The organism is Massilia timonae CCUG 45783 (genome assembly GCF_000315425.1).
Lineage (GTDB): Bacteria > Pseudomonadota > Gammaproteobacteria > Burkholderiales > Burkholderiaceae_D > Telluria > Telluria timonae.
Window position 1 is genome coordinate 1 of the sequence record NZ_JH992928.1, and the last position, 15,881, is coordinate 15,881.

The 15,881-nt window shown below is 65.9% G+C and carries 13 protein-coding genes, 1 rRNA gene, 1 riboswitch and 3 other annotated features; of the genes, 13 read left to right on the forward strand and 1 reads right to left on the reverse strand.

The genetic code is table 11. The features are described from left to right. The first annotated feature begins 500 nt into the window (after nucleotides 1–500). The 13 genes from cobT (at nucleotide 501) to HMPREF9710_RS25905 (ending at nucleotide 13,591) form a co-directional block, all read left to right on the forward strand. Nucleotides 501–1,532, forward strand: coding sequence for a nicotinate-nucleotide--dimethylbenzimidazole phosphoribosyltransferase (gene cobT, locus HMPREF9710_RS25845; RefSeq protein ID WP_005671428.1), 1,032 nt, complete (start codon nucleotides 501–503; stop codon nucleotides 1,530–1,532). Beyond that, nucleotides 1,529–2,311, forward strand: a complete 783-nt coding sequence (locus HMPREF9710_RS25850) for an adenosylcobinamide-GDP ribazoletransferase (RefSeq protein WP_005671430.1) — start codon at nucleotides 1,529–1,531, stop codon at nucleotides 2,309–2,311. Before cobT ends, HMPREF9710_RS25850 begins: the two co-directional genes overlap by 4 nt. Next, nucleotides 2,311–2,853: a histidine phosphatase family protein gene (locus HMPREF9710_RS25855; RefSeq protein WP_005671431.1), complete on the forward strand. Its 543-nt coding sequence runs from the start codon at nucleotides 2,311–2,313 to the stop codon at nucleotides 2,851–2,853. The genes HMPREF9710_RS25850 and HMPREF9710_RS25855 overlap by 1 nt, the downstream gene beginning before the upstream one ends. Nucleotides 2,854–2,872: 19 nt before the next feature. Then, nucleotides 2,873–3,105: riboswitch (cobalamin riboswitch) on the forward strand. A gap of 65 nt (nucleotides 3,106–3,170) precedes the next feature. Next, a complete protein-coding gene (locus HMPREF9710_RS25860) occupies nucleotides 3,171–5,024 on the forward strand; it encodes a TonB-dependent receptor domain-containing protein (protein WP_005671433.1) in 1,854 nt (617 codons plus the stop codon). 59 nt (nucleotides 5,025–5,083) lie between these two features. Beyond that, nucleotides 5,084–6,106: a FecCD family ABC transporter permease gene (locus tag HMPREF9710_RS25865; RefSeq protein ID WP_005671434.1), complete on the forward strand. Its 1,023-nt coding sequence runs from the start codon at nucleotides 5,084–5,086 to the stop codon at nucleotides 6,104–6,106. Beyond that, nucleotides 6,103–6,882, forward strand: a complete 780-nt coding sequence (locus HMPREF9710_RS25870; protein ID WP_005671436.1) for an ABC transporter ATP-binding protein — start codon at nucleotides 6,103–6,105, stop codon at nucleotides 6,880–6,882. Before HMPREF9710_RS25865 ends, HMPREF9710_RS25870 begins: the two co-directional genes overlap by 4 nt. Further along, complete coding sequence (cobO, locus tag HMPREF9710_RS25875) at nucleotides 6,879–7,505, forward strand: cob(I)yrinic acid a,c-diamide adenosyltransferase (protein WP_005671439.1); 627 nt, start codon at nucleotides 6,879–6,881, stop codon at nucleotides 7,503–7,505. Before HMPREF9710_RS25870 ends, cobO begins: the two co-directional genes overlap by 4 nt. Then, on the forward strand, nucleotides 7,499–8,791 hold the full coding sequence (locus tag HMPREF9710_RS25880; RefSeq protein ID WP_005671443.1) for a cobyrinic acid a,c-diamide synthase CobB: 1,293 nt from the start codon (nucleotides 7,499–7,501) through the stop codon (nucleotides 8,789–8,791). Before cobO ends, HMPREF9710_RS25880 begins: the two co-directional genes overlap by 7 nt. After that, nucleotides 8,788–9,348: a bifunctional adenosylcobinamide kinase/adenosylcobinamide-phosphate guanylyltransferase gene (gene cobU / locus HMPREF9710_RS25885; RefSeq protein ID WP_005671446.1), complete on the forward strand. Its 561-nt coding sequence runs from the start codon at nucleotides 8,788–8,790 to the stop codon at nucleotides 9,346–9,348. The genes HMPREF9710_RS25880 and cobU overlap by 4 nt, the downstream gene beginning before the upstream one ends. Then, nucleotides 9,342–10,274 (forward strand): adenosylcobinamide-phosphate synthase CbiB, encoded by a 933-nt coding sequence (gene cbiB, locus HMPREF9710_RS25890; RefSeq protein ID WP_005671448.1) that lies wholly within the window; start codon nucleotides 9,342–9,344, stop codon nucleotides 10,272–10,274. Before cobU ends, cbiB begins: the two co-directional genes overlap by 7 nt. Further along, complete coding sequence (cobD, locus tag HMPREF9710_RS25895) at nucleotides 10,267–11,247, forward strand: threonine-phosphate decarboxylase CobD (protein ID WP_005671450.1); 981 nt, start codon at nucleotides 10,267–10,269, stop codon at nucleotides 11,245–11,247. The genes cbiB and cobD overlap by 8 nt, the downstream gene beginning before the upstream one ends. Beyond that, complete coding sequence (locus HMPREF9710_RS25900) at nucleotides 11,244–12,134, forward strand: cobalamin-binding protein (protein ID WP_005671452.1); 891 nt, start codon at nucleotides 11,244–11,246, stop codon at nucleotides 12,132–12,134. The genes cobD and HMPREF9710_RS25900 overlap by 4 nt, the downstream gene beginning before the upstream one ends. Continuing rightward, nucleotides 12,131–13,591 carry a cobyric acid synthase gene (locus tag HMPREF9710_RS25905; protein WP_005671454.1) on the forward strand — a complete coding sequence of 487 codons (1,461 nt, stop codon included), beginning with the start codon at nucleotides 12,131–12,133 and terminating at the stop codon, nucleotides 13,589–13,591. Before HMPREF9710_RS25900 ends, HMPREF9710_RS25905 begins: the two co-directional genes overlap by 4 nt. A gap of 49 nt (nucleotides 13,592–13,640) precedes the next feature. On the opposite strand, the gene rrf is transcribed toward HMPREF9710_RS25905, so the two are convergent. Continuing rightward, nucleotides 13,641–13,753: ribosomal RNA gene (rrf, locus tag HMPREF9710_RS25910) — 5S ribosomal RNA — on the reverse strand. 166 nt (nucleotides 13,754–13,919) lie between these two features. Then, nucleotides 13,920–14,791: a sequence feature (23S ribosomal RNA rRNA prediction is too short), on the reverse strand. 1 nt (nucleotide 14,792) lies between these two features. Then, nucleotides 14,793–15,533: a sequence feature (23S ribosomal RNA rRNA prediction is too short), on the reverse strand. Between the two features lie 72 nt (nucleotides 15,534–15,605). After that, nucleotides 15,606–15,881: a sequence feature (23S ribosomal RNA rRNA prediction is too short), on the reverse strand.

Consider the following 15,881-nt stretch of genomic DNA (forward strand, 5'->3'; position numbering starts at 1 on the left):
ACTTGCATGTGTAAAGCATGCCGCCAGCGTTCAATCTGAGCCAGGATCAAACTCTTCAGTTCAATCTCTGTTTGTTGACTCTTTCGAGTCATCGGTATTGCTACCGAGTCGCTCACTCAAAATACTGACCGTCACTTCATTGCTGAAGCAACGTTTAATACTTTGTGCGAACATTTGATATTTTAAGTATGCAGCTGAACAAGTCAGCCGGCACCTTCATCAAACGCCCACACTTATCGACTGTTAATTTTTAAAGATCAGAATTCGGTACTGCTTTCTGCATTTTGCTTTGAAGCGTTGTGTTCGTCAGCAGCAGAGAGGCGAGATTATGAAGTGTTTCTCATTGTTCGTCAACCTCTTTTTTCTCTTCGCTTTCGCTACCGTGAGGCTGCGTCTGCGTCGAGGAGCGAGACTATAGCAAGCCGGAGGCCGGCTTGCAAGGTTTACGATTGTGATATCTTAGCCGCCGCATTCAGCGACCTTCTCTTACATACCCTTATATGATTCCTACGATCGTCCCTACCGCCGACGCCGCCCTCTCCCGGTCCCTGGCGGACGCCATCAATAACAAGACCAAGCCGCTCGGCAGCCTCGGACGACTGGAATCGCTCGCCGCCCAGCTGGGCCTGATCCAGCGCTCGACCAAGGTCAGCATCGACCAGCCTGCGATCCTGGTCTTCGCCGCCGACCACGGCGTCGTGGCCGAGGGCATCTCCGCCTTCCCGCAAGACGTCACCTGGCAGATGGTCGAGAACTTCCTGGGCGACGGCGCGGCCATCAATGTATTCGCGCGCCAGAACGGCTGCGCCCTGCACGTGGTCGACGCCGGCGTGAACCACGATTTCGGCGCACGCGCGGGGCTCGTGCACCGCAAGGTCGCCAACGGCACCCGCAACTTCGCGCTCGAACCCGCGATGACGGCGCAGGAATGCGCGACCGCGCTCGAACACGGCATGGCCCTGGCGCGCGACCTCCCCGGCACCGTGGTCGGCTTCGGCGAGATGGGCATCGGCAACACGACGTCGGCCGCCGCCCTGATGCACAAGCTGACCGGCCAGCCGGTGGCGCGCTGCGTCGGCGCCGGCACCGGCCTCACCCCCGACGGTATCCGCCACAAGGCCGACGTGGTCGCGGCAAGCGTGGCCCGTCACACCCACGCCGTGCAGCCGCTCGAGGTGCTGGCCACCTTCGGCGGCTTCGAGATCGCGATGATGGCCGGCGCCATGCTCAAGGCGGCCGAGCTGCGCAAGGTGCTGCTGATCGATGGCTTCATCGTCACCAGCGCGCTGCTGGTGGCCGCACGCCTGCAGCCGGCCATCCTCGACTACTGCGTGTTTTCGCACTGTTCGGGCGAGCATGGCCACGCCCTGCTGCTCGAGGAGCTCGGCGCCCGTCCGCTGCTCGACCTTGGCCTGCGCCTGGGCGAAGGCACCGGCAGCGCGCTCGCCCTGCCCCTGCTGCACGCCAGCGCCAACTTCCTGAACGAGATGGCCACCTTCGCCTCGGCGCAAGTGAGCGAACGCTCGGCATGACGCACCAGCTGCGCCTGTTCTTCATCGCGCTGCAGTTCTTCACGCGGCTGCCGATTCCGCGCTGGGTCGGTTTCGAGCCGAGCTGGTTGAACCATGCGTCGCGCTACTTCCCGCTGGTGGGCGTCGTGGTCGGCGCCATCGGCGCGCTCGTCTACCTGGTGGCCGCGCACTGGCTGCCGGCGCCAGTGGCGGCCGTGCTGTCCACCGCCGCCACCATCTACCTCACCGGCGCCTTCCACGAAGACGGCTTCGCCGACACCTGCGATGGCCTGGGCGGCGGCATGACGAAGGAACGCGCGCTCGAGATCATGAAGGATTCGCGGGTCGGCGCGTATGGCGCGATCGGCATCGTCTGCATGCTCGGCGCGAAGCTGGCCCTGCTTGCCAGCCTGCCGCCGGCCAGCGCCATGGCCGCCCTGCTGCTGGCTCACCCGCTGTCGCGACTGGCCGCAACTTCCCTGATCTGGCAGATGGAGTACGCCCGCGCCGAGGGCAAGGCCAAGCCGCTGGCGGTGCGCATGAGCGACCGCGAGTTCGGCATCGCCGCCGTCACCGTGCTGCTGCCCGCGCTCGGCCTGCTGGCCTGCGGCCTGCTCGACCTGGCCGCGATCGTCGCCGCGCTGGTGGCGTCCCTCGTTGCAACCTGCTGGCTCGCGCGTAAGTTCACGCGGCGCTTGCAAGGCTATACCGGCGACTGCCTCGGCGCCGTGCAGCAACTGGCCGAAGTGGCGGTCTATATCGCGGTGCTGGCCACGCTCGGCCGCGGCGTGCTGGCCTGATGCGCCTCTACCTGGTGCGCCATCCGCGGCCCGAGGTGCCGGCCGGGCACTGCTACGGCCGCAGCGACCTGGCGGCGGATCGAGCCGACGTCGAACGGGTGCTGGCCGCATTGGCGAGCCAGGGGCTGCCCGGCGCGATGCCCGTCTACGCCAGCCCGCTGGCCCGCAGCGCGGTCCTGGCGGAGCAGCTCTCGCCGGCGCCGGTATTCGACGCGCGCCTGGCCGAGATGGACTTCGGCGCCTGGGAAATGCGCAGCTGGGACGACATTCCCCGCAGCGAGATCGACGCCTGGAGCGCCGACCTGCTGCACTACCGCCCCGGCGGCGGCGAAAGCGTGATGGACGTGGCCGCGCGCGTGGCCGGTTTCGATGCCGATATCCGGCGCGCCGGACACGCGCAAGCCCTGGTCATCTGCCACGCCGGCACCATGCGCCTCCTGCATTCGCTGCACCTCGGCGGCACGCTGGTCGAGGCCGCGCTGCGCGCTGCACAGGCGCCACACCGGATCGGCTACGGCGAAGTGATGATGCTGGAAACCTGACAACGCCTTGGACAACACCTTATAATGTGCGCGTTTTGGTGCTCGCGCCTGCGTTCGCAGTCGCAGTTAAACGGGAAACACGAAGCTCCTTTCAAGGGCCAACGTGTGCTGCCCCCGCAACGGTAAGCAAGTGCCGCATGCTCTCTTCGAGCCATGCGGCAAACCGTCCCCTCATACCACTGTGCGCATGCATGGGAAGGTCGGACGGCCATACTTGTCAGCCCGGATACCGGCCAAAAGGTGGCGTCGCCTCGCGCGATGCCGTTCAATCTGGCCTACGGGGACGTCGGCTGGTTGCCCTTTATAAGAAACAGTTCATGAATTTTCCAGTCACCCGGCAAGCCGCCGCGGTCTCGCTCGCCCTCGCCGTCATCTCGTCCGCCGCCGTCGCCGACGCACCCTCGCCTGACGCCATCCCTACCGCCGACACCGTCGTCGTCACCGCAACGCGCACCGCGCAGCGCGCCGCCGACGTCATCGCCGACACCACCGTCATCGATGCCGAAGAGATCGCGCGCTCCGGCGCCGGTTCGGTGGCCGACATCCTGCGCCGCCAGCGCGGCATCGAGATCTCGCGCAACGGCCCGGCCGGCACCACCACCAGCGTCTTCATCCGCGGCGCCAACGCCAACCAGTCCGTGGTCCTGGTCGACGGCGTGCGCTTCGGTTCGGCGACCACCGGCACCGCCAGCTGGAACGCGATCCCGCTGGGCGCCATCGACCGTATCGAGATCGTCTACGGCCCGCTCAGCACCCTGTACGGCGCCGACGCCATCGGCGGCGTGATCCAGATCTTCACCCGCAAGGGCGAAGGCGCCCCGGTCGTCACCGGCTCGGTTGGCGTGGGCAGCAACGCGACCCGCCAGCTTGATGCCGGCATCTACGGCAGCAGCGGCGGCCCGAACGCCGTCAGCTACGCCTTCGGCGCCGGCTACGAGGACTCGGACGGCTTTTCGTCCACCCGCCCGGGCGCCTCCGGCTACAACCCGGACGAAGACGGCTACCGCCGCCGCAACGCCAACGGCCGCGTGACGATGGCGCTCGCGCCGGGCCACGAGATCGGCGCCCAGTTCCTGGTCAGCCGCCTGTACAGCCAGTACGACAGCGGCACCGCCAACTACGACGTCCACAGCGACAACGACCTGAACACCGCCGCGGTCTTCATGCGCAACCAGATCCTGCCGAACTGGCACAGCACGGTGCAATACGCGCGCTCGGAAGACAAGTCGGGCAACTTCACCAACGCGACGCCATCCGGCGCCAGCCAGATCGACACCCAGCAGGATGAGTTCAGCTGGCAGAACGACATCGCCATCGGCCAGGACACCCTGCAGCTGCTGTACACGCACCGCAAGGAAGAGGTGCCGACGATGCAGCGCTCGCGCATCACGAATTCGTATGCCGCCGCCTACTCGGCCAAGCGCGGCCAGCACCTGGTCGACGTCAGCGCGCGCCACGACCGCTCGGTCTATGGCAGCAAGAACACCGGCGCCGCCGGCTATGGCTACGACTTCGGCAACGGCCTGCGCGCCACCGCCAGCGTCGGCACGAGCTTCCGCGCCCCGACCTTCAACGAGCTGTATTTCCCCGGCTACGGCCTGGAAACCAACAAGCCCGAAAAAGGCCGCAACCGCGAAGTGGGCCTGCGCTACGACGGCAACGGCTACCAGCTGGACGCCACCTACTTCCACAACCGCCTGACCGACATGATCGTGTCGAGCACCCCGTGCCCGGACGGCGTCAACCGCAGCTGCGCCTACAACGTCAACAAGGGCCAGCTCGAAGGCTTCTCGCTGGCCGGTGCTACGCGCCTGATGGGTGTCGACCTGCGCGCCAGCCTCGATTGGCAGGATCCGCGCGACGAGACCACCGGCAAGCAGCTGGCCCGCCGCGCGAAGAAGCACGCCAGTTTCGGTGCCGACTACACGATGGGCACGCTCAAGGCCGGCGCCGAGCTGACGGTATCGGGAGAGCGCTTCGACGACGCCGCCAACAACCGTCGCCTGGGCGGCCACGGCCTGCTGAACCTGCACACGACCTGGCAGTTCACGCCCGACTGGTCGCTGCTGATGCGCCTGGACAACGTCGCCGACAAGCAGTACGAGATCGCGCGTAACTACGGCACCAGCGGCCGCACCTGGTTCGCGGCCCTGCGCTACGGCATCCGTTAAGCTATAACCCCTTGCCCGCGGCAGCCAGGCCGCGGGTGTCCGAAACCAACAGGGCCAGCATGCACGCATCCGTCCCACCGCTACGCCAGCGCGCCACGCTCATCGTCGGCGCCATGCTGGCGTTTTCGATTGCCACCCTGCTGTTCGCGGGCATGACCGGATCGATCCGGGTGCCTCTCGGCGAGATTCCCGACGCCCTGCGCCAGCTCGCCAGCGGCCAGCCCGATTCGCTTTCCGCCTCCCTGCTCGAGCTGCGCGCCAGCCGCGCGCTGGTGGCGTTCGCGACCGGCGGCGCGCTGGCCCTGGCCGGCCTCATGATGCAGGCGCTGCTGAGAAATCCCCTGGCCGACCCGTATGTGCTGGGCGTCTCGTCCGGCGCCTCGGTCGGCGCCCTGCTGGCGCTGCTCCTGATGGCGTCCACGCTGATGGTCGACGCCGCCGCGCTGGCCGGCGCCATCGGCGTGGCGATGTTGCTGTACCTGCTGGCGCGGCGCGACCTGCGCAGCGGCCAGGCGGCCGAAGGTGGCGCCTCGATGCTGCTCCTGACCGGCGTGATCGTCTCGGCCCTGTGCGGCTCGATCGTGACCCTGATGCTGTCGATCGCGCCCGAGGGGCGCCTGCGCAGCATGATCTTCTGGCTGATCGGCGACCTGGCCGGCGCGCCGCTGCGGCTGGCGCCCTGGCTGGTGCTGGCCGGCTGCCTGGTGTACGCCATGCGCAATGCGCGCGCCATGAACATGGTCGCGCTGCACGCCGAGAATGCGGTGACGCTGGGCGTGCGCGTCGGCGCGCTGCGCAAGGGACTGTTCTTCGTGTCGGCCCTGCTCACCGCGAGCGCGGTCACCAGCGCCGGCTCGATCGGCTTCGTCGGCCTGATCGTGCCGCATGCCTGCCGCTTCGCCTTCGGGCCCGACCACCGGGTCCTGATCCCGGCCGTGGTGCTGGCCGGCGGCGCCTTCCTGGTGCTGTGCGATACGCTGGCGCGCACCATCATCGCGCCGCAGCAGCTGCCGGTCGGCGCCATCACGGCGATGATCGGCGCGCCGGTCTTCCTCTACCAGTTGCACCGCCTGCGCAAATGAACTCCATCTCCACCCACGACCTGCTGCTGTCCATCGGCCCACGCACCCTGGTGCGGGGCCTGGACTGGACCGCGCGCGCCGGCGAATGCTGGAGCATCATCGGCCGCAACGGCGCGGGAAAAAGCACCTTGCTGCGCACCCTGGCCGGCTTGCAGCCGCCGAACGGCGGATCGGTCCAGGTGAACGGCCGCGCACTACCCGACTGGCCGCTGACCGAGCTGGCGCGCGAGCGCGCCTTCCTGGCCCAGTCGCGCCACGACGCTTTCGCCTACACGGTGCTCGAGAGCGTGCTGTCGGCGCGCCACCCCTACCACGCCAACCGCTACTGGGAGGGCAGCGACGACCACCAGGCCGCCCTGCAGGCGCTGGCGTCGATGGAAGTGGACGACCTGGCCGGGCGCGACGTGCGCACCCTGTCCGGCGGCGAGCGCCAGCGCGTGGCGATCGCCGCCCTGCTGGCGCAGCAGACGCCGCTGCTGCTGCTCGACGAGCCGGCCAATGCGCTCGACCTGGCGCACCAGGTGAGCGTGATGGGCCTGCTGGCCCGCCTGTGCCGCGAGCAGGACCGGACCGTGGTCATGATCGGCCACGACCTGAACCTGGCCGCGCGCATCTCGACCCACGTGCTCCTGCTCATGGGCGACGGCCGCTGGACCGCCGGCGCCAACGACCAGATCATGCGCCCGGCGCTGCTGGGCGACTACCTCGGCCATCCGATCGACATGATCGAACACGGAGGCCGCCGCATCTTCATCCCCAAGGAGGGCACCGCATGACCGACATGACACCCGAACAAACCGCCGCCCTGAACGACCGCCACCGCGCCCGCATGGAGCGCAAGAAGGCGGTCATCGACGCAAAAATCGCGTCGGCCGACAAGGAAATCGGCATCGTCATCGTCAATACCGGCAACGGCAAGGGCAAGAGCTCGAGCGCGTTCGGGATGGTGGCGCGCGCGCTCGGCCACGGCATGAAAGTGGGCGTGGTCCAGTTTATCAAGGGCGCCCTGTCGACCGGCGAAGAAACCTTCCTGCGCCGCTTTCCCGACGAAGTGCGCTTCCATGCGATGGGCGAAGGCTACACCTGGGAAACGCAGAACCGCGAGCGCGACATCGCCAAGGCCGAGGAAGCCTGGGCGCTGGCCCGGCAGTTCCTGTCCGATCCCGCGATCGGCATGGTGGTGCTCGACGAGCTGAACATCGCCCTCAAATACAAATACCTCGACGTGCACACCGTGATCGCCGACCTGCTCGACCGTCCGGTGATGCAGCACGTGGTGATTACCGGCCGCGGCGCGCCGCCGGAACTGATCGCGGTGGCCGATACCGTCACCGAAATGAACGTGGTCAAGCACGCGTTCAAGGCCGGCATCACGGCCCAGGCGGGGACCGAATGGTGACGGGCGCCCGTATCGTCCTGGTGGCGGCGATGTCGTCCGGCCAGGGCAAGACGACGGTGACGGCCGCGCTGGCGCGGCGGCTGGTCCGCATGGGCAAGCGCGTGCGGGTGTTCAAGTGCGGCCCCGACTTCATTGACCCGATGCTGCTCGAACGCGCCTGCGGCGCGCCGGTGCACAATCTCGACCTGTGGATGGTGGGCGTCGATGCCTGCCGCCAGCGCCTGCTTGACGCCGCGCGCGAGGCGGACGCGATCCTGATCGAGGGGGTGATGGGCCTGTACGATGGCTCTCCTTCGGCGGCGGACCTGTCGCGCGAGTTCGGCATCCCCGTGCTGGCGGTGCTGGACGCGTCGGCGATGGCGCAAACGGCCGGCGCCGTGGCGCAGGGCCTGCGCGACTATGGCCCCGTCGAGATGGCCGGCGTGATTGCCAACCGCATCGCCAGCAGCGGCCATGCGGCAATGGTGAAAGAGTCGCTGCGCGACATCCCGCTGATCGGCACTCTCGCCCGCCAGGAGGCGCCGCTGCCCGAGCGTCATCTGGGCCTGGTGGTGCCGGGCGAGGTCGAGGAGCTGGACGGCATCCTGGATGCGCTGGCCGACAGCATCGATTTCAATGAAGCGGCGTGGGATGCGCTGCCCGTCATGACGCCTGCTGCCACGGTCCCGATGCCTGTGGAGCCACTGCTGGCGGGACGCACGATCGCGATCGCGCGCGATCCGGCCTTCGTCTTCGTCTACCCGGCGAATATCGACCTGCTCGGGCAGCTCGGCGCGCGCATCACGTATTTCGCGCCGCTGGCCGACGAGGCGGTGCCGGACGATGCCGACGCCGTGTATCTGCCGGGCGGTTATCCCGAGCTGCACGGCGCGCAGCTGCAGGCGGCCCAGCGCTGGCGCGACTCGATCCGCGCCGCGCACGCACGTGGCGTGCCGATCGTCGCCGAATGCGGCGGCATGATGGCGCTTGCCGATGGCCTGACCGATAACGAGGGACGACGCTTCGAGATGGCCGGGTTGCTGGCGGGCGAAGTCAGGATGCAGAAGCGCCTGGGAGGACTGGGCATGCATGCGATGCCGACGCCGCAGGGAGAGATTCGCGGCCATACCTTCCACTATTCATTGCTGGACTCCCCGGTCGCGCCGCAAGCACATACCGTGAAGCAGAGGACGGGCACGCAAGGCGAAGCCGCCTACCGGGTCGGCTCGCTGTTCGCGTCCTACTTCCACGGCTACTTCCCTTCCAACCCGCGTGCGGTGGCGGCACTGTTCGGAGCGCAGCCGTGAGCGTGACCCTGGTCTTCGGCGGCGCGCGCTCGGGCAAGAGCGCCTACGCCGAGCGCATCGCGCGCGAATCGGGCAAGGAGGTCGTCTATGTCGCCACCTCGCGCGCCGGCGACGGCGAGATGGCCACCCGCATCGCCCATCACCGCGAGCGGCGCCCGCCCGAATGGCGGACGGTCGAGGAAGAACTGGCGCTGGCGCAGACGCTGCGCGACTGGTGCGCGCCGCAGCGCCTGGTGCTGGTCGACTGCCTGACGCTGTGGCTCAGCAACCTGATGTTCTGCGATGGCCGCGACTATCCCGAGGTCGGCGCAATCGACTTGCCGGCATGCTTCCACCAGGAGCGCGCGGCGCTGCTGGACTTGCTGGACGGGGAGCTGCCGGGCGACCTGATCCTGGTGTCGAACGAAGTCGGCATGGGCATCGTGCCCTGGGGCGCGATCTCGCGCAGCTTCATCGATGAAGCCGGCCGCCTGAACCAGGCGGTGGCGGCGCGCGCCGACCGCGCAGTGCTGGTGGCGGCCGGCCTGCCACTTGTCCTGAAAGGTCTCCCGTGCTGACCGGCCTGTCGCTGTCCACCATCGCGCTGTTGCTCGTCGCCGGCATCGCGCTCGACCTGCTGCTGGGCGAGACGCGGCGCTGGCATCCGCTGGTCGGCTTCGGCAAGCTGGCCGGCTCGATCGAACGCCGGCTCAATCGTGGACAGGCGCGCCTGGCGCGTGGAGCCCTGGCCTGGATGCTCGCCGTCCTGCCACTGAGCCTGCTGTTCCTGGCGTTGGCCGACCTTGCCGGCCTGTGGCTGCATGCGGTGCTGCTCTATTTCTGCATCGGCCTGCGCAGCCTGCGCGACCATACGCTGCCGATCCATTCCGCACTGTGCGCCGGCGACCTGGCGCAGGCGCGCGCGCTCACGGCGCGCATTGTCAGCCGCGACACGGCGCACGCCGACGAATCCGACCTGGCCAAGGCCAGCGCCGAATCGCTGCTCGAGAACGGCAACGACGCCGTGTTCGGCACGCTATTCTGGTTCGTCCTGCTGGGCGGACCGGGCGCGGTGCTGTTCCGCCTGGCGAACACGCTCGATGCGATGTGGGGTTATCGCAGCGAGCGCTTCAACCTGTTCGGCCGCTGCGCGGCGCGCATCGACGACGCATTGAACTACGTGCCCGCGCGCCTGACCGCGTTGTCGTACGTGCTGCTGGCGGGCAGCGGCCGCGCGCGCGCCTGGCACTGCTGGCGCACCCAGGCCCCGGCCTGGAGCAGCCCGAACGCCGGGCCGGTGATGGCCAGCGGCGCCGGCGCCCTGGGCGTGTCGCTGGGCGGCGCCGCCGTCTACGATGGCGAAGTCGAACAGCGTCCGCCGCTGGGCCTCGGGCCTGCCGCCGGCGCGGGTGACATCCTGCGCGCCTGGCGGCTGGTGCTGCGCACCACCTTGCTGTGGGCCGGCGTGGTCTGCCTGCTGGCGGTCGGAGTTTCTCATGCTTGAACACGGCGGCAACCTGCGCGACGCCGCGCGTCACTATGGCCGCAATGACTGGGTCGACCTGTCGACCGGGATCAACCCGCATGGCTATCCGGCGCCGGCGCCGTCGAGCGCGGCCTGGCATCGCCTGCCGGAGCCCGATCCGGAATTCCTCGCGGCGGCCTGCGCCTATTACGGCGCGCCGCAACTGCTGCCGGTGGCCGGCACGCAGGCGGCGATCCAGGCCCTGCCGCGCCTGCGTCCACCATCGCGCGTCGCGGTGTCGGCGCCTTCGTATGCGGAACACGCGTTTCACTGGAACCTGCACGGCCATACGCGGCGGCTGGCGCCGTATGCGGAACTGGACGCCGCGGTCGATGGCAGCGACGTCGTCGTGGTGGTCAATCCGAACAACCCGACCGGCGAGACCATCGTGCCCGAGCGCCTGCTCGCCTGGGCGGCGCGGCTGCATGCGCGCGGCGGCTGGCTGGTGGTCGACGAAGCCTTCGGCGATACTTCGCCCGCGCTGAGCGTGGCGCCGCACGCGGCGCAGCCGGGATTGATCGTGCTGCGCTCGATCGGCAAGTTCTTCGGGCTGGCGGGGCTGCGGCTGGGATTCGTCGCGGCGCATGAGCGCGTGCTGGCGGACCTGGCTGACCTGCTCGGGCCGTGGGCCGTCAGCGGTCCGGCGCAGGAGATTGCGCTGCAGGCGCTGGCCGACACCGGCTGGCAGCGAAATACGCAGGCCCGGCTGGCGCAGTCTGGCCAACGGATGGAACGGCTGCTGCGGGAGCACGGCATCGCCAGCGCCGGCACGCCGCTGTTTCGCTGGTGGCCCGAGACGCGGCCCGAAGCCTTTCATGAACACATGGCCGCGCACGGCATCTGGTGCCGGCTGTTTCGCGATGCGGCGCGCGGCATCCGGGTCGGCCTGCCTGCCGGCGAGGATGAATGGCAACGCCTCGAACAAGCACTTCACGAATGGAGCAAGCAATGAAGAAAGCGATGCTGCTGGCCGGCCTGGCTGGTCTGGCCGCGGCTGGCCTGGCGGCCCAGGCCCAGGCCGCGATCACGGTCAGGGATGATGCGGGACTGGCGGTCACCGTCGCCAAGCCGGCGCTGCGGGTAGTATCGATGGCGCCCAGCGTCACCGAGCTGCTGTTCGCGGCCGGCGGCGGCAACCAGATCGTCGGCGCGGTCAACTACAGCGATTATCCCGAAGCGGCCAATCGCATCCCGCGCATCGGCTCGAACCGCGAGATCGACATGGAGCTCCTGATCTCGCTGAAGCCCGACCTGATCGTGGCCTGGCGCCACAACAGCTCGGAGCGACAGATCGAGATGGTGCGCCGCCTGGGTGTCCCGGTATTCCAGAGCGACCCGCAAACGCTGGACGGCATTCCCGACGCCGTGCTGCGCCTGGGCCAGTTGCTGGGCACCGACGCCGCGGCCAGGACGACCGCGACGCAGCTGCGCGAGCAGCTGGCCGGCCTGCGCGCGAAGTATGCGAACCGTTCCACGGTGCGCACCTTCTACCAGGTGTGGGACAAGCCGCTGTATACACTGAGCGGAAAGCACATCCTGACCGACGCGATGAAGCTGTGCGGCGGCGAGAACATCTTCGACAAGCTGACCGTGACGGCGCCGATCGTCTCGATCGAGAGCGTGTTGCAGGCCAACCCGGAAGCGATCATCGCCACCGCCGAGAAGAACTATGGCGGCGTCGAACTGTGGAAGCCGTATGGCACCCTGGCCGCGGTGCGCAGCAATAACCTGTTCACGCTGGACGGCCACCTGCTCAATCGCGCGGGGCCGCGCATGGTCCAGGGCACGGCCGCGATGTGCGAAGTGCTCGAGCAGGCGCGCCAGCGTCGATCCAAATGAGCGGCTTTCCCTACCGGACCCTGATGGTCCAGGGCACGACGTCCGACGCCGGCAAGAGCACGGTGGTCGCGGCGCTGTGCCGCCTGCTCAAGCGGCGCGGCATCCGGGTCGCGCCATTCAAGCCGCAGAACATGGCGCTCAACAGCGCGGTGACGCGCGATGGCGGCGAGATCGGCCGCGCGCAGGCGCTGCAGGCGATCGCCGCCGGCATCGAGCCGCATACCGACATGAATCCGGTGCTGCTCAAGCCGTCGAGCGACGTCGGCGCCCAGGTCATCATCCATGGCCAGGTGCGCGCCGACATGAATGCGCGCGACTATCACCAGTACAAGCCGGTGGCGATGGGGGCGGTGCTCGCATCGCATGCGCGCCTGCTGGCGCAGTACGAAACGGTGATCGTCGAGGGCGCGGGCAGTCCGGCCGAGATCAACCTGCGCGACCGCGACATCGCCAACATGGGCTTTGCCGAGGCGGTCGACTGCCCGGTGGTGCTGGTGGCGGATATCGATCGCGGCGGTGTGTTCGCGCATCTGGTTGGCACGCTGTCCTGCCTGTCGCAGTCGGAGCGCGATCGGGTGATCGGCTTCGTCATCAACCGCTTCCGTGGCGACATCAAGCTGCTCGAGCCGGGGCTGGAGTGGCTGGAACGGCAGACCGGCAAGCCGGTGCTGGCGGTGCTGCCCTATCTGCACGGGCTGTTCCTCGATGCCGAGGATGCGGTGCAGGCGACGCAAACGAACAAGGGCGCGTTTCGTGTCGTCGTTCCCAGCCTGCCGCGCATGAGCAATCACACCGATTTCGATGCGCTGCGTGCGCATCCGGACGTCGACCTGCGCTTCGTGCGGCAGGGAGAGGCGATTCCGGGCGCGGACCTGATCGTCCTCCCGGGCAGCAAGAATACGCGCGGGGACCTGGCCTGGCTGGAGGCGAATGGATGGCCTGAACGGATCGCGCGTCACCTGCGCTATGGCGGCAAGGTGATCGGCGTGTGCGGCGGATTCCAGATGTTGGGCCGGACCGTCCAGGATCCCCATGGCGTCGAAGGCGCGCAGGGACTGTCTGCGGGACTCGGCTTGCTGGATATCGAGACCGAACTAACGCGCGGAAAGCGGCTGACCAGGGTGGAGGGCGTGTGTGCGTTCAGTGTGGACGGCACCGCCAGCCGGGTGAGCGGCTACGAAATTCATATGGGTGTGTCGCATGGCGCGGCCATGGAGACGCCAGCATTTTCGATCGACGGTCGCGGCGAAGGCGCCGTGTCGTCGGATGGACAGATCCTGGGAACGTATCTGCATGGACTGTTCGATCACCCGGAAGCCTGCGGCGCACTGCTGCAATGGGCTGGTTCGCGCAGCGAACATGTCGTCGACACGGCGCAGCTGCGTGAAGCGAGTCTGGATCGCATCGCGGATTCGGCGGAAGGGTTGCTGAACAGGCTGATCGAGATCGGCGGCTGAAAGCAAAAAACCCCGACCAGATCACTGGACGGGGTTTTTCATATAACTAGCCTGACGATAACCTACTTTCACACTGGTTGCAGCACTATCATCGGCGCAAAGTCGTTTCACGGTCCTGTTCGGGATGGGAAGGGGTGGGACCGACTTGCTATGGTCATCAGGCTTTGACTTGTCTGGCTACGCTTGAGTTACGCGTGGGCGGCACAGCCGCCCACCCTACGCTTTGTTCAGCGTGGCCATGAATCTGGAAGAAGTAAGATGGGGTGGAACCTTTGTATCGAGCAGCTGTACTCGACCTTGGACTACCAAGGTTATAGGGACAAGCCGTACGGGCAATTAGTACTGGTTAGCTTAATGCATTACTGCACTTCCACACCCAGCCTATCAACGTCCTGGTCTCGAACGACCCTTCAAGGAGCTCAAGGCTCCGGGAAATCTCATCTCAAGGCAAGTTTCCCGCTTAGATGCTTTCAGCGGTTATCTCTTCCGAACTTAGCTACCCGGCAATGCCACTGGCGTGACAACCGGTACACCAGAGGTTCGTCCACTCCGGTCCTCTCGTACTAGGAGCAGCCCCCTTCAAATTTCCAACGCCCACGGCAGATAGGGACCAAACTGTCTCACGACGTTTTAAACCCAGCTCACGTACCACTTTAAATGGCGAACAGCCATACCCTTGGGACCGGCTACAGCCCCAGGATGTGATGAGCCGACATCGAGGTGCCAAACTCCCCCGTCGATATGAACTCTTGGGAGGAATCAGCCTGTTATCCCCAGAGTACCTTTTATCCGTTGAGCGATGGCCCTTCCATACAGAACCACCGGATCACTATGTCCTACTTTCGTACCTGCTCGACTTGTCGGTCTCGCAGTTAAGCACGCTTATGCCATTGCACTATTAGCACGATGTCCGACCGTACCTAGCGTACCTTCGAACTCCTCCGTTACACTTTAGGAGGAGACCGCCCCAGTCAAACTGCCTACCATGCACTGTCCCCGATCCGGATAACGGACCAAGGTTAGAACCTCAAATGAACCAGGGTGGTATTTCAAGGATGGCTCCACGAGAACTGGCGTCCCCGCTTCAAAGCCTCCCACCTATCCTACACAGATTGATTCAAAGTCCAATGCAAAGCTACAGTAAAGGTTCATGGGGTCTTTCCGTCTAGCCGCGGGTAGATTGCATCATCACAAACATTTCAACTTCGCTGAGTCTCGGGAGGAGACAGTGTGGCCATCGTTACGCCATTCGTGCAGGTCGGAACTTACCCGACAAGGAATTTCGCTACCTTAGGACCGTTATAGTTACGGCCGCCGTTTACTGGGACTTCAATCAAGAGCTTGCACCCCATCATTTAATCTTCCAGCACCGGGCAGGCGTCACACCCTATACGTCCACTTTCGTGTTTGCAGAGTGCTGTGTTTTTATTAAACAGTCGCAGCCACCATTTTATTGCAACCCGTTCATCCTTCCACAGTAAAGTGGTCAAACTACTAGGGCGTACCTTATCCCGAAGTTACGGTACCAATTTGCCGAGTTCCTTCTCCCGAGTTCTCTCAAGCGCCTTAGAATACTCATCTCGCCCACCTGTGTCGGTTTGCGGTACGGTCTCGTATGACTGAAGCTTAGAGGCTTTTCTTGGAACCACTTCCGATTGATTCGTCGCACGTGGCGACTCGTCTCGACCCCTTGAATTACGTGCCCGGATTTGCCTAAGCACCTTCTATGAGTCAAAAACTAGCTATTCCAACAGCTAGACAACCTTCCGCGATCCGTCCCCCCATCGCATCATACGACGGTGCAGGAATATTAACCTGCTTCCCATCAGCTACGCATCTCTGCCTCGCCTTAGGGGCCGACTCACCCTGCTCCGATGAACGTTGAACAGGAAACCTTGGGCTTACGGCGTGCGGGCTTTTCACCCGCATTATCGCTACTCATGTCAGCATTCGCACTTCTGATACCTCCAGCATCCTTTACAAGACACCTTCGCAGGCTTACAGAACGCTCTCCTACCATATAGATCAAGTGATAAATCACGAGAAATATATCCGCAGCTTCGGTGACTGGCTTAGCCCCGTTACATCTTCCGCGCAGGACGACTCGATCAGTGAGCTATTACGCTTTCTTTAAATGGTGGCTGCTTCTAAGCCAACATCCTGACTGTTTTAGCCTTCCCACTTCGTTTTCCACTTAGCCAATCTTTGGGACCTTAGCTGGCGGTCTGGGTTGTTTCCCTCTTGACACCGGACGTTAGCACCCGATGTCTGTCTCCCAAGCTCGCACTCA

Bases quoted from the DNA above. Each gene is read 5' to 3' on its own strand.
- cobT (WP_005671428.1), top strand. From the start codon at position 501: ATGATTCCTACGATCGTCCCTACCGCCGACGCCGCCCTCTCCCGGTCC.
- HMPREF9710_RS25850 (WP_005671430.1), top strand. From the start codon at position 1,529: ATGACGCACCAGCTGCGCCTGTTCTTCATCGCGCTGCAGTTCTTCACG.
- HMPREF9710_RS25855 (WP_005671431.1), top strand. From the start codon at position 2,311: ATGCGCCTCTACCTGGTGCGCCATCCGCGGCCCGAGGTGCCGGCCGGG.
- HMPREF9710_RS25860 (WP_005671433.1), top strand. From the start codon at position 3,171: ATGAATTTTCCAGTCACCCGGCAAGCCGCCGCGGTCTCGCTCGCCCTC.
- HMPREF9710_RS25865 (WP_005671434.1), top strand. From the start codon at position 5,084: ATGCACGCATCCGTCCCACCGCTACGCCAGCGCGCCACGCTCATCGTC.
- HMPREF9710_RS25870 (WP_005671436.1), top strand. From the start codon at position 6,103: ATGAACTCCATCTCCACCCACGACCTGCTGCTGTCCATCGGCCCACGC.
- cobO (WP_005671439.1), top strand. From the start codon at position 6,879: ATGACCGACATGACACCCGAACAAACCGCCGCCCTGAACGACCGCCAC.
- HMPREF9710_RS25880 (WP_005671443.1), top strand. From the start codon at position 7,499: ATGGTGACGGGCGCCCGTATCGTCCTGGTGGCGGCGATGTCGTCCGGC.
- cobD (WP_005671450.1), top strand. From the start codon at position 10,267: ATGCTTGAACACGGCGGCAACCTGCGCGACGCCGCGCGTCACTATGGC.
- HMPREF9710_RS25900 (WP_005671452.1), top strand. From the start codon at position 11,244: ATGAAGAAAGCGATGCTGCTGGCCGGCCTGGCTGGTCTGGCCGCGGCT.
- HMPREF9710_RS25905 (WP_005671454.1), top strand. From the start codon at position 12,131: ATGAGCGGCTTTCCCTACCGGACCCTGATGGTCCAGGGCACGACGTCC.